Raw genomic sequence first — 12,456 nt, 5'->3', positions numbered from 1 at the left:
CTCAGCGCTCCGGCGTGACCAGCTTGTAGCCCAGGCCGCGCACCGTCTGCAGCATGGCCGGCCGCGCGGGGTCGACCTCGATCTTCGCCCGCACACGCTTGACGTGGACGTCGAGCGTCTTGGTGTCGCCCACGTAGTTGGCCCCCCAGATCCGGTCGATCAGCTGACCACGGGTCAGCACCCGGTCGGGGTTGCGCAGGAACAGCTCCAGCAGCTCGAACTCACGCAGCGGCATCGCCACCGGCTCGTCGTCCACCGTGAGCTCGTGGCGGTCGACGTCCATCCGGACCCGGCCGACGCCGAGCACCGACGGCTCCGCGAGGTCGTCCGCGCCGGCGCCCCGCCGCAGCACGGCGTGCACCCGGGCGACGAGCTCCCGGTAGGAGTACGGCTTGGTGACGTAGTCGTCGGCACCGATCTCCAGGCCGACCACCTTGTCGATCTCGCTGTCCTTCGCGGTCAGCATGATGACGGGGACGTTGCCGCGCTGGCGGAGCTGCCGGCACACCTCCGTGCCCGACAGGCCCGGCAGCATGAGGTCGAGAAGGACGAGGTCGACGCCGCCGCGGTCGAACGCGGTGAGCGCGTCGTGGCCGTCCGCGACCGCGACGACCTCGTAGCCGTCACGCTCGAGCTTGAACGTGAGCGGCTCCCGGTAGGACGTCTCGTCCTCCACCAGCAGGATCGTCGTCATCAGTGCGCGTCCTCCATCTCGTCGGTGCCCCGGGCGGCGGTGCGCCGCCGGGGGTTCGTCAGCTGCGTCGCCGTCCGCGTGCGGCGCCTCGTCCGCGTGCGGCGCCTCGTCCGGGGTGCCGGGCCCGTAGGCCTGCGGCAGCACCAGCGTGAACGTCGACCCTTTGCCCTCCGTCGACCACAGCTCCACCCGGCCGCCGTGGTCGTTGGCGATGTGCTTGACGATGCTCAGCCCGAGCCCGGACCCGCCGGTCTCCCGGGAGCGGGCCTCGTCGCCCCGGTAGAACCGCTCGAAGACGCGCTCGCGCTGCTCCGGGGAGATGCCGGCCCCCTGGTCCACGACGGCGATGCGCACGAGGGCGTCGCGGCAGGAGACGCCCACGGAGACCCGGCTCGTGGGGTCCGAGTAGCGGATGGCGTTGTCGAGCAGGTTGCGCACGGCCGTCGTGAGCAGCGCCGCGTCCCCGTAGACCTTCACGCCCTTCGCCCCGCCGAGGACCAGGGCCACCTTGCGCGACATGGCCTCGACGCGGACGCGGTCGACCGCCTCGGCGACCACCTCGTCGAGGTCCACGACCTCGGGGTCGACCAGCGCGTCCGGCTCCTGCAGGCGCGAGAGCTCGATGAGCTCCTGGACGAGGGCGGCGAGGCGCGCCGACTCCTTCTGCATCTGGCCGGCGAAGTGGCGCACCGTGTCCGGCTCGTCGGCCGCGTCGGCGACCGTCTCCGCCAGCAGGCCCAGGGCGCCGACGGGGGGTCTTCAGCTCGTGGGAGACGTTCGCCGTGAAGTCGCGCCGGATCTCCTCCAGCCGGCGCGCGGCCGTGCGGTCCTCCGCGAGCACCAGCACCCGGCCGTGGCGGAGCGCGGCGACGCGGACCTGCATCCGCAGCGTCCCGGCCCCCTCGAGCGGCCCTCGCGCGAGGGTGAGCTCGGCGTCGCGGATGCGCCCGTCGCGGCGTACGCCGGCGACCATCTCGCGCACCTCGTCGTGGGCGAGGGTGTCGTTGCGGACCAGCCCGAAGGCGTACGCGGCGGCGCTGGCTCGCTGCACGTCGTCGTCGGGCTCGAGGACCATCACGGCCTGCGGGAGGACCGCCAGCACGGAGACGACGTCGTCCGGGCCGTCGCCCTCGTCGCGGCGGCGGCCGTGCCGCTCGCGTTCACTCACGAGGAACGCGATGATTCCGGCAGCGACCACGAGCAGAGCCACCAGCACGATGCTGAGGACCTGCGAGAACTCCATGTGCTGAGGGTAGGGTGCGCCCGGCGACTTCACCGAGGCCACCCCCCGGACGACACGCGTCGTTCATCTTGGCGCCACCGGTCGTACACCCGGAGTGGCTTGACTACGGTAGATGGCAGATATCCCGCTCGCGGCGGGGAGCAGAACCTGAAGGAGCCTGCGGTGCGTGAGATCTTCAAGCAAGAGATGGAGCAGCTCGGCGAGGAGCTGCTCACCATGGCGCAGCACATGTCCTCGGCGATCGAGAAGGCGACGCAGGCGCTGGAGACGGCGGACCTCACGCTGGCCGAGGAGGTCATCGACGCCGACCGCCACATCGACGAGATCGAGCGCAGCCTGGACGAGCGGGGCGTCTCGCTCCTCGCCCGCCAGCAGCCGGTGGCCACGGACCTGCGGGTCGTCGTCTCGGCGCTCCGGCTGTCCGCCACGATCGAGCGCATGGGCGACCTCGCCCGTCACGTCGCGTACGTGGCCCGCGGCCGTTACCCGGAGGGCGCCTCGACCGGCCGGATGAGCGAGATCCTGCGGAAGATGGGCGAGCAGGCCGTCAAGGTGGCGCGGCAGGTCGTCGAGCTGCTCGAGACCCGCGACCTGGACCTCGCCGAGAAGATCGAGGCGGACGACGACGTCCTCGACCGGCTCCACCGCGAGTCCTTCCAGGTGGTGCTGGACGACGACGAGCAGCTCACCCGCCAGCAGCTCGTCGACGCCGTGCTGCTCGGCCGCTACCTGGAGCGGTTCGGCGACCACGGCGTCTCGGTGGCCCGCCGCATCTCCTTCCTCGTGACGGGCGACCTCCAGAACGCGGTGGTCAACACCGGGTCGCTGGGGCTGAAGGACGAGGAGACCGGCGGCCGGCAGGCGACCCGCCCGTAACAACCAGCCGTCGTCGGGCGCGCCTGCGCCGCGCCCGACGACGAACGAGTGAGGGAGGGTCCCGCACCGTCGGTGCGGGACCCTCCCTCTTGTCCGCCTGCCCGGCCGGTGCCGGGCCGTGCTGCTACTTCCCCTGGTTCGCCACCGCGGCGATCGCGGCCTCGGCGGCCTTCGGGTCGAGGTACTTGCCGCCCTTGACGGTCGGGTTCAGGTTCTCGTCGAGCTCGTAGACCAGCGGGATGCCGGTGGGCACGTTGAGGCCCGAGATGGTGTCGTCGTCGATGCCGTCGAGGTGCTTGATGATCGCGCGCAGGGAGTTGCCGTGCGCGGCGACCAGCACGGTCCTGCCGGCCTTGAGGTCCGGGACGATCTCGGCGTCCCAGTACGGCAGGGCACGCTCGAGAACGTCCTTGAGGCACTCGCTGCGCGGAATCGGCTCGCCGGCGTAGCGCGACTCGGCGTCCTGGGAGTACTCCGAGCCGAGCTCGATCTCCGGCGGCGGGACGTCGTAGGAGCGGCGCCAGAGCATGAACTGCTCCTCGCCGTACTCGTCGCGGATCTCCTTCTTGTTCTTGCCCTGCAGCGCCCCGTAGTGGCGCTCGTTGAGCCGCCAGCTCCGCTTCACCGGGATCCAGTGCAGGTCCGCGACGTCGAGGGCGTAGTTGGCCGTCGAGATGGCGCGGCGCAGGAGCGAGGTGTGCACCACGTCCGGTGAGACCCCCGCCTCGCGGAGGAGGTCACCACCACGCTTCGCCTCGATGACGCCCTTCTCGGAGAGGGGCACGTCCACCCAGCCGGTGAACAGATTCTTGGCGTTCCAATCGCTCTCGCCGTGACGGAGCAGTACCAGGGTGTAGGTCATGCCCGTCATTGTTCCATCATCGGGGCGGCGTCACCCGGGACGTCTGCCGCGTCCCACGACGACGGCCGGCCACCCCGCGGGGTGACCGGCCGAGGCACGGACGGTGCTGGTCGGCGGATCAGTTGGTCGCCCGCTCGTAGGCCTCGCGGATCTCGGCCGAGATGCGGCCACGCTCGGAGACCTCGTACCCGTTCTCACGGGCCCAGTCGCGGATCTTCCCGGCGTCGGAGGACGCGGGACGGGAGGTTCCGCCACCGCCGCGCTTGGCCGGCGCGCGCCGCCCGCCGGCCCGCCGGGCATGGCCGACCCACTCGGCGAACGACTCGCGCAGAGCCTTGGCGTGCGCGTCGGTCAGGTCGATCTCGTAGGTGATGCCGTCGAGTGCGAAAGTGACGGTCTCGTCGGCCGGAGCACCGTCGATGTCATCGATGAGCTGGACTTGCACCTTCTGCGCCATGGTGAGTTCTTTCTCGTCGTCAATCGTCAAGAAACAGGCATCCCCTGAGGAACGGGCGGACGCGCTGCTGCAGTGATACGAATCGATCACGCGTGTGGTGAGCGTAATTCTCTCGACGAGAATTGTCACGCCAGTGGCGCGAGCATGTGTGGGAAGAAGAAGTAATCAGGCTCCGCGAGTCTCCTGCGACTCTTTACGCAGCGCCTCTTCGTCGAGCTTGCGCAGCGCCTCACGCTCATTACGGTCGGCGTTCACGAAGGCCCGGATCACGAGGTAGAAGAGCAGACCCGTGCCCACGGAGGGGATGAGCGCGACGAGATAATCCACGCCTGGAGTGTACGTCGGACCAGTCACCGGCGGACAGCGGGCGCGAGCGCTCGTCGGCGCCGGGGCGAGACCGCCGGAGTCCCTGCACGGCCGGCCCCGGCCCCCGGAGGCAGGCACGGGGCCCCGGACGCGCTCCCGGACGGCACGACCGACCACCGTGCCCGCGGCCCCCACGGATGAGAAGCAATTCACAGTCGGCGCGCCCGTATTCGTGCCGCCCGGCCGGCGAATCCGGTGACGAAATACCGACGATTCTGGTCGGTGACCTGAAGGCCATACCACCTGCGGCGTTTCCTGTCGCGCCGTCGCGCGGATTCTGTGGATCCCCCGGCAATTGGCCACCTCGCGCAGCCCCGGAGATCCACAAACAATGGCACGGCCGCAGCGTCGGCCGGGCGGGGCGTGATTGGGACGGGCCGGAGGGTCACGGGCCGCGGAATGCGCGGGAGGACGGAACCCTTTCCGAACGCCGGCGGCCCGGTCCGACTGTCCGTCGTGACCGGGCCGCTGGCCTGGAGCCGCCTGTGGGAATCGAACCCACGACCTATTCATTACGAGTGAATCGCTCTGCCGACTGAGCTAAGGCGGCGTGCCCGCCGAGGATCGCCCGGCGCAGCGCAGACCACTGTACCGGGACCGTGTGCGTTGGAACAAAACCGATGCGGCAGGTGTGGGCGGCATCACGCCGCGCCCGGCCGTCGGCCCGCGCGGACACCCGTGGGCGTCAGCAGGTCAGACCGTCCTCAGGGACCACGCCGTCGATGAGGAAGTCGTCGACGGCTCGCACGACGCAGTCGTTGGACCGGCCGTAGGCGGTGTGGCCCTCCCCCTCGTAGGTCACCAGGAACCCGTTCTCGAGCTGGTCGGCGAGGCTGACGCTCCACTCGTACGGCGTGGCGGGGTCGCCGGTGGTGCCCACCACCATGATCGGCGCCGACCCCTCGGCCGTCAGCGGGCCGCGCTCGGCGTCGTCCTTCCCCGGCCAGTCCGCGCACAGCATGTCGCCGAAGCCCATGAGCGGACCGAAGGTGGGGGCGGCCGTCTCCAGCTCCGCCGCCTGCTGCTGCCACAGGGCGGGGTCGCCGGAGCTCGGGAAGTCGAGGCAGTTGACCGCCCAGTTCGCCTCGGTGGAGTTGTCGGGGTACGTGCCGTCGTCCTCCCGGCCGGCCATGAGGTCAGCCAGGAAGAGCAGCTGGGAGCCGTCGTTGGCGTTGATCGCCTGGTCGAGGGCGGAGGTCAGGACGAACCAGCTCGCGCTGTCGTACAGCGGCGTGATGATCCCGGAGAACGCGAGCGACGCCGTGAGCTCACGGTCCGACGAGGTCGGCAGCGGGGTGTCGGCCGCCACGTCGAGGAGCGTCTGCACCTGCCGCACACCGTCGTCGACGGAGCCGGTCAGCGGGCAGTCGGGGCCGCCCTGGCAGTCCTCGACGTAGGCGCGCAGGGCCTCCTCGAACCCGACGGCCTGGGTCAGGGTGGTCTCGTGGCTGCTGAGGGACGGGTCCATCGCCCCGTCCAGGACGAGGTTGCCCGTGTGCTGCGGGAACAGGTCGGCGTAGGTGGCTCCGAGGAAGGTTCCGTAGGAGTAACCGAGGTAGTCGAGCTTCTCCTCGCCCAGCACGGCCCTGAGGATGTCCATGTCGCGGGCGGCCGACTCGGTGTCGACGTGACCGATGAGCTCGCCGGTGTTCTCGGCGCACCCGTCGGCGATCAGCTTCGCGTCGGCGGCGTACGCGGCGACGCCCGCCTGGCTCTCGGTGTCGTACTCCACGCTCCGGAGCCGGTCGAGCTCCGCGTCGCTGACGCAGTCCACGGGCGTGGAGGAGCCGACCCCACGGGGGTCGAAGCCGACGACGTCGTAGGCGGCGCGCAGGTCCTCGCTGAACATCGTGGCCGCCGCGTCGACCAGCTCGATCCCCGGGGTGCCCGGGCCGCCCGGGTTCACCAGCAGCGAGCCGACCCGCGCGTCCGGGGCCGAGCTGGGCAACCGCTTGAGCGCGAGGGTGATGCTCTCGCCGTCGGGCTCGTCGTAGCTGAGGGGCACCGTCGCCTCGGAGCACTCGAAGTCTCCGCAGCTGTCCCAGGTGAGCTGCTGCTCGTAGTACTCCTCCAGGCCGGCGGTCGACGCGGTCGACGGTGCCGTCCCGTCGGCGGTGGCGGAGGGAACGGGCCCGGTGCCGTCGTCGGCGGCGCGCTCGAGCGGCTCGGCGGCGCAGGAGGTCAGCGTCAGGGCGGCGGCGAGCCCGCCGAGGACGGCGGTGCGGAGGGAGCGTGGCACGCCCACACGCTACCTGCCGTCCGGGGGCGCGTACCGTCCGGTGTTCCCACCGGCACAGTGAGTCCCCGGTCACCCCTGGGGACGCAGCGCCACCATCATCGCCTCGACGGCGAGCAGCGGAGCCACGTTCGCCCCGAGCCGCTCCCGGGCCACCCCGACGGCGTCCATGCGCCGCACGGTCTGCTCCGGGGTCGACCCCGCGGCCAGGCGCCGCACCTCGTCGGCCAGGTCGGTGTTGACGAGCTCGACGTCCGCGCCGAGCTGGACGACGAGGACGTCCCGGTAGAGGGAGAGCAGGTCCACCATCGCCCGGTCCAGCACGTCGCGCTGGGCGCGGGTGGCCCGCCGCTTCTGGTCCTCCTCGAGCTGCTTGACCTGCCCCCGCAGGGCGGGGGGCAGCCGGGTCCCGGCCTCGGCGCCCAGGTTGCGCAGCAGCTCCGCCTTCTCCGCCGCGTCGCGCTCCTCGGTGGCGGCCCTGGCGTCCGCCGCCGCGGTGTCGATCAGCTCGGCCGCGGCGAGGACGGCGTCCCCCACCCCCCGGATGCCGGCGGGCACGGCCAGGAGCCGACGACGCCGCTGGCGCGCCTCGGGGTCGCGCGCGAGCCGCCGGGCGAGGCCCACGTGCGACTGGGCGGCACGGGCGGACGCCAGCGCGACGTCGGCGTCGAGCCCGTCGCGCCGCACCAGGAGGTCGGCCACCGCCCGGGGGTCCGGGACACGCAGGTGCACGGCCCGGCAGCGGGAGCGGATGGTGGTGAGCACGTCCTCGGGGCTGGGCGCGCACAGCAGCCACACTGTGCGTGGCGGCGGCTCCTCGACGGCCTTGAGCAGGACGTTGGAGGTGCGCTCGACCATGCGGTCCGCGTCCTCCATGAGCATCACGCGCCACCGGCCCTGGGACGGCGCACGCTGCGCCTGGGAGACCAGCGGACGGATCTCCTCGATGAGGAAGGTCACCTTCTCGGTCGAGACGAGGGTGACGTCGGCGTGCGTCCCGGCCAGTGCGGTGGTGCAGCCGTGGCACCGCCCGCAGCCCGGCTCGTCCGGGTCCGTGCACTGCAGGGCGGCGGCGAACGCGCGGGCGGCCACGGACCGCCCCGAGCCCGGGGGCCCGGTGATGAGCCAGGCGTGCGTCATGGCGCGCGCGGCGTCCTCGCCCTGGCGGGAGGCGAGGACGGCGTCGCGCAGCGTGGCCACGACCTCCTCCTGGCCGACGACCTGGTCCCAGACGCTCATCGCCGCTGCTCCGGCACGGCGGCGGAGCCGCCGACCTCCCGCCGGGCGGGTACCGGCAGCAGCGGGGCGAGGCGCGCGCGCACGGCCGTGTGGATCTCCTCCGGCGAGGCGGTCGCGTCGAGCACGAGAAATCGCCCCCGGCTCGGCCGCGGCGAGGGCGAGGAAGTGCTCACGGACGCGGGTGTGGAACCCCAGCGACTCGCGCTCGAGCCGGTCCGGCGCGTCGGTGCGGCGCCGCGCCCCGACGGCCGGGTCGAGGTCGAGCAGCACCGTGAGGTCCGGCAGGAGACCGCGGGTGGCCCACAGGGACAGGGCACGGATCTCGTCGTCGCCGAGGTCGCGGGCGGCGCCCTGGTAGGCGACGGAGGAGTCGAGGTACCGGTCGGTGACGACGACGGCGCCGCGCTCGAGGGCCGGCCGGACCAGGCGGTGGACGTGGTGGGCGCGGTCGGTGGCGTACAGCAGGGCCTCGGTGCGCGGGTCGACGTCCTCGCCGTGCAGGACCGCGTCGCGCAGCACCTGGCCGAGCGCGGTGCCGCCCGGCTCCCGTGTCAGCACGACGTCGTGCCCCAGCGCGGTGAGCCAGTCGCCGAGCAGGTCCCGCTGCGTGGACTTGCCTGCGCCGTCGCCGCCCTCGAAGGAGACGAAGCACCCGCGGTGGGGGAGGTCGGCGGCGGGCGGGACGGCGACGGGTACCTCGGGGCTCACCGGGCAAGGGTAGCCGCGCGGGCCGACACGCTCCGTCGTCGTCCCCACGTCCGCGACAGAACCCTCGCCAGGCCTCGGCGAGAAGCCGCTCACCGCGGCGGCCAGCCGTGTCGGCCCCGGCGGAGGGTGCCCGGCCGCTCCCCTCGTTGTTCGTGGCCGCCGGGGCGGCCGCCGGCGTCGGCGCCTGGCTCGTCGGGCACCGCCGGTTCTCGCGCGGCACGCGGGTCTCGCGCACGGTCGCCGTAGTGGGCGCGGCCGCGGTGCTCGCCGTCTTCGTGGCCGCGCTCGTGCCGCTGCGCGACCCGTCGGCGACCCCGGAGGTCCCGCCCGGCGCCGGGACGTGGCGGCTCCCGGACGGCGGGACGCTGGCCTACGGCGTCGTCAGGGCCGACGGCGGAGCCGAGGCGACGCCCGTCGTCGTGCTGCACGGCGGGCCGGGGGTCCCCGACACCGCGGGCCTGCTCCGCGCCTTCGGCCCGCTCGCGGCGGACGGGCACGACGTCTGGTCCTACGACCAGCGGGGCACCGGCCGCTCCACGCGGCTGACCGACCCCCGCGGCTACACGACCGCGCTCGGGACGGCGGACCTGGAGCAGGTGCGCCAGCGGATCGGCGCGGAGCGCCTGGTCCTGGCGGGGCACTCCTACGGCGCCTACCTCGCTGCCGCCTACACCGCCGAGCACCCCGGCCGCGTCGAGCGCGTCGTCCTCCTCTCGCCCGGCGCACTGAGCGACCACGGCATGGGCGGCAACCCCCAGGAGCGGCTCACCGGCGAGGAGCGGAGGCGGGTGTACGGGCTCCTGCTCTCGCCGCGCGCCCTGCTCACCTTCGCGCTCGTCCAGGTCGACCCGGTGGCCGCTCACGCCCTCGCCGGCGACCGCGAGGTCGACGCCAGGCAGGACCTGGTCTACGCCGAGACGCTGCCCGGCCTGCACTGCCGGGGCCGCACCGGGCCCGCCCTGCACGGACTGGGCTTCTACGCCGCCACGGTCCCGCAGTCCTGGCGCCGGCCCGCCGAGCCTGACGTCACGGCGCGGCTGGGACGCCCCGAGGTACCGGCGCTCGTGGTCAAGGGCCAGTGCGACTACCTCGACTGGGAGTCCGCCACCGAGTACCTGCGTGCCTTCCCGGACAGCCGCCTGCTGTACCTGCGCCGCGCGGGCCACGACGTCCATGTCGACGAGCCGCGCCGGGTCCGCGACGCGGTCGCGGACTTCGTGGCCGGGCGGCCCGTCGCGGGCACGCTCGACGACCCCACGACGGAGCCCGGCGACTACCAGCCGTGAGGCGCCGCGTTAGCCCCCGTCCGCGGGATGTCCCCGACCCTCGCGCGAGCAGGGCCCGACCCGGCCGTGCTGCCATGCTTGTGGTCATGGCAGCCCCCCAGCCCGCCCTCCTGGCGGTGACGTGGCCCGTCCGCACCGCACGCCTTCTGATCCGCCCGGCCACCCCGGCCGACGCCGAGACCACCTGGCGGCACCGGAGGCTGGAGTCGGTCAACCGCTGGCTGACGAGGGCTCCGGACACGCTGGCGGACTACCGGACGCAGTTCTCGGAACCGGCGGCGCTGGCGAAGACACTGGTGCTGGAGCACGAGGGCGAGGTGATCGGCGACCTCATGGTCGCCGTCGAGGACGCCTGGGCCCAGGCCGAGGTGACCGACCAGGCGCGCGGCGTGCAGGCGGAGCTCGGGTGGGCGCTGCACCCGGACCACGCCGGCCAGGGCTACGCCACGGAAGCCGTGCGCGAGCTGATCCGGCTGTGCTTCGAGGACCTCGGGCTGCGCCGCGTGACGGCGAACTGCTTCGCGGACAACGAGCCGTCGTGGCGGCTCATGGAGCGGGTCGGGATGCGACGCGAGCTCCACACCGTCCGCGAGTCGCTGCACCGGTCGAAGGGGTGGCTCGACGGCATGGGGTACGCGCTGCTCGCGGACGAGTGGACTCAGCGGGACCGCACGCGCCGGGCCAGCCCCTCGTAGTCGAGCACCAGCCCGTGGTCGTCGACGGTCAGCCGGAACGGGCCGTGGTGCGGGTCCCGGTACTCCCACGCCGACCGCCCGAGACGGTGGTAGGTCTGGTCGACCCGGTCGACCGTGAGCGCCGGCACGTCCACCCAGGCGACCGGGACGGTGACGGCCTCACCGACCGGCAGGTCGTGAAGTCGGCGGACCGGGAACGTGTTGGTCAGAGGGGTCGCGGCGACGTCGACGTCGAGGCATCCGTCGAGCTGCGGCGCGCGGACGCCGTCCCGGAACCACCGACGGTCGCCGTCGGCGTGGAGGACCAGCCGTCGTTCGCCGAGGCGGGCGAACGCCAGCACCTCGGCGTTCCTGGTCATCCAGGACTTATCGACCTCGACGCGGACCCAGCACGACGCCGGCCCGGGCCCGGTCAGCACCTCGGCGCCGTGGAACAGCCACCCGTCCGGGGTGGACTCGGCGCGCGCGACGCTCTGCCCGGGCGACTCGTCGGTCCGTTCCCATGCCACCACCCTGACCGTGCGACCCATGCGTCATCCCCCGCCCACGTCGTCGGCGACGGTTCGGAGAACCTCGACCCAGGCCTCCGGGTCGATCCCGTAGCCGGCGCCCAGCCGGACGACCACGACGTCCGTCGCGGGGTCGACGTAGACGAACTGACCGTGGTTGCCGTGGGCGTAGAAGCGGCCCTCCCGCTCGACGTCGACCCACCAGCCGTACTGGTACTGCGGCGCCGGGTCGCTCGTGGTGTCCTTCGCCGTCGCCCGGCGCAGCCACTCCGCCCGGACGACCTGGCGGCCGCCGACCGCACCCTCGTGGGCGACGAGGTAGCCAAAGCGGGCGTAGTCCATGGCGCGGGCGTTGACGCCGCTCTCCATCTTCTCGAAGCCGCTCCCCGCGCTGTCGATGCTCCAGGAGCCGTCCGCCCCGGCACCCATCGGCTGCCAGAGCACCTCGGCCATGTACTGGGCCACGCTGCTCCCCGTGGCACGCTCGAGCACCATCCCGGTCAGCAGCGGGTTGTAGTTGTTGTAGAGGAACCGCTCCCCCCGGCGCCTCATCCACCTCGGCCGACACCGCCACCGCCCGCAGGTCGGGTGCGTAGTAGGTCGTGGCGTCGTCGCTCCAGGGAAGGCCCTGCTCCTCGTACCGCAGGCCGGACGACATCGAGACGAGGTGGCGCAGCGTGATCCCGGAGAACCGATCGTCCCGGTCGGCCAGCTCCGGGACGTAGGTGGTCACCGGATCGTCGAGGCTTCCGACCTCGCCCCGGTCGATCGCGATGCCCACCAGCGTGGAGAGGAAGGACTTCGCCACCGAGAACGACGTCTGGGTCGCGGTTGCCGAGGACCCGTCGAGGTACTCCTCGGCCAGGACGTCGTCGTCGCGCAGGACGACGAACGCCGTCGTCCCGGTCTCCTCCAGCAGCTCCTCGACGCTCCTGCCGCCGACGTCGGAGCCGAGGATCGTCCCGTCCGGCGCGTCCCGCAGCTCCAGTGTGTCGTCGCCCGCCGGCACGGCCCGGGAGTGGAAACGGCGCCAGTCCCCGGTGTCGGCCTCCATCCACACGACGGCACGGGCCACGGCGGAGCGGTCGAGCATGAGCCGCGCCCACAGCTGCACGCCGAGACCGACAAGCAGGAGGACGACGACGGCACCGGCCACGGCGCGAACCCACCGCCGTCGGGTCGCACGGCGCACCACCACCACGCCGGCCCACCCCAGCACGACGACGCCCGCGGCGACGGCCAGCGTCACACCCATATCGACCTCCCGGCGGACGCTAGCACGGTG

Annotated in this window: 11 protein-coding genes, 1 tRNA gene and 3 pseudogenes; 3 read left to right on the top strand and 12 right to left on the bottom strand. The window is 73.0% G+C overall.

The features are described 5' to 3' along the window. Window position 1 precedes the first annotated feature (1 nt). Both DA06_RS09025 and DA06_RS09020 read right to left on the bottom strand, forming a co-directional pair. A complete protein-coding gene (locus DA06_RS09025) occupies window positions 2-694 on the bottom strand; it encodes a response regulator transcription factor (protein ID WP_043499263.1) in 693 nt (230 codons plus the stop codon). A 192-nt stretch (window positions 695-886) separates the two neighbouring features. Beyond that, window positions 887-1,213 (bottom strand): annotated as a pseudogene (locus DA06_RS09020) (sensor histidine kinase); the annotation flags it as partial. 172 nt (window positions 1,214-1,385) lie between these two features. On the opposite strand from DA06_RS09020, the gene phoU reads away from it, so the two are divergent. Next, window positions 1,386-2,813 carry a phosphate signaling complex protein PhoU gene (phoU, locus tag DA06_RS09015; protein WP_418607467.1) on the top strand — a complete coding sequence of 476 codons (1,428 nt, stop codon included), beginning with the start codon at window positions 1,386-1,388 and terminating at the stop codon, window positions 2,811-2,813. Between the two features lie 124 nt (window positions 2,814-2,937). Here phoU and DA06_RS09010 read toward each other — a convergent pair whose 3' ends face one another. From DA06_RS09010 to tmk, 7 genes and pseudogenes are all read right to left on the bottom strand, one after another. Next, complete coding sequence (locus DA06_RS09010) at window positions 2,938-3,675, bottom strand: phosphoglyceromutase (protein WP_043499254.1); 738 nt, start codon at window positions 3,673-3,675, stop codon at window positions 2,938-2,940. A 118-nt stretch (window positions 3,676-3,793) separates the two neighbouring features. Then, window positions 3,794-4,261 (bottom strand): histone-like nucleoid-structuring protein Lsr2, encoded by a 468-nt coding sequence (locus tag DA06_RS09005; RefSeq protein ID WP_418607465.1) that lies wholly within the window; start codon window positions 4,259-4,261, stop codon window positions 3,794-3,796. Between the two features lie 36 nt (window positions 4,262-4,297). Further along, window positions 4,298-4,459 carry a hypothetical protein gene (locus DA06_RS09000; protein WP_418606338.1) on the bottom strand — a complete coding sequence of 54 codons (162 nt, stop codon included), beginning with the start codon at window positions 4,457-4,459 and terminating at the stop codon, window positions 4,298-4,300. A 513-nt stretch (window positions 4,460-4,972) separates the two neighbouring features. After that, window positions 4,973-5,048: transfer RNA gene (locus tag DA06_RS08995), tRNA-Thr, on the bottom strand. Window positions 5,049-5,183: 135 nt separating this feature from the next. Then, window positions 5,184-6,737, bottom strand: a complete 1,554-nt coding sequence (locus DA06_RS08990) for an alpha/beta hydrolase (RefSeq protein WP_418607463.1) — start codon at window positions 6,735-6,737, stop codon at window positions 5,184-5,186. Between the two features lie 69 nt (window positions 6,738-6,806). Then, window positions 6,807-7,973 carry a DNA polymerase III subunit delta' gene (locus DA06_RS08985; protein ID WP_043499248.1) on the bottom strand — a complete coding sequence of 389 codons (1,167 nt, stop codon included), beginning with the start codon at window positions 7,971-7,973 and terminating at the stop codon, window positions 6,807-6,809. A gap of 150 nt (window positions 7,974-8,123) precedes the next feature. Then, window positions 8,124-8,681 (bottom strand): annotated as a pseudogene (gene tmk / locus DA06_RS08980) (dTMP kinase); the annotation flags it as partial. Between the two features lie 107 nt (window positions 8,682-8,788). Between tmk and DA06_RS08975 the strand changes: the two are divergent. Then, window positions 8,789-9,967, top strand: a complete 1,179-nt coding sequence (locus tag DA06_RS08975) for an alpha/beta fold hydrolase (protein ID WP_418607461.1) — start codon at window positions 8,789-8,791, stop codon at window positions 9,965-9,967. Window positions 9,968-10,053: 86 nt separating this feature from the next. Then, window positions 10,054-10,662 (top strand): GNAT family N-acetyltransferase, encoded by a 609-nt coding sequence (locus DA06_RS08970; RefSeq protein ID WP_043499245.1) that lies wholly within the window; start codon window positions 10,054-10,056, stop codon window positions 10,660-10,662. On the opposite strand, the gene DA06_RS08965 is transcribed toward DA06_RS08970, so the two are convergent. The 3 genes and pseudogenes from DA06_RS08965 to DA06_RS08955 all read right to left on the bottom strand — a co-directional run. Further along, complete coding sequence (locus tag DA06_RS08965; RefSeq protein ID WP_052436556.1) at window positions 10,626-11,171, bottom strand: putative glycolipid-binding domain-containing protein; 546 nt, start codon at window positions 11,169-11,171, stop codon at window positions 10,626-10,628. The genes DA06_RS08970 and DA06_RS08965 overlap by 37 nt on opposite strands. A 24-nt stretch (window positions 11,172-11,195) precedes the next feature. After that, window positions 11,196-11,723 carry a serine hydrolase domain-containing protein gene (locus DA06_RS08960; RefSeq protein ID WP_043499235.1) on the bottom strand — a complete coding sequence of 176 codons (528 nt, stop codon included), beginning with the start codon at window positions 11,721-11,723 and terminating at the stop codon, window positions 11,196-11,198. 52 nt (window positions 11,724-11,775) lie between these two features. Next, window positions 11,776-12,225, bottom strand: a pseudogene (locus tag DA06_RS08955) (serine hydrolase); the annotation flags it as partial. Window positions 12,226-12,456: the final 231 nt, after the last annotated feature.

Origin of the sequence: Georgenia sp. SUBG003 (assembly GCF_000715355.2) — a bacterium.
Classification (GTDB): Bacteria; Actinomycetota; Actinomycetes; order Actinomycetales; family Actinomycetaceae; genus Georgenia.
Note: the sequence above shows the minus strand (reverse complement) of the source record. Positions and strands in the feature narration are given on the sequence as shown.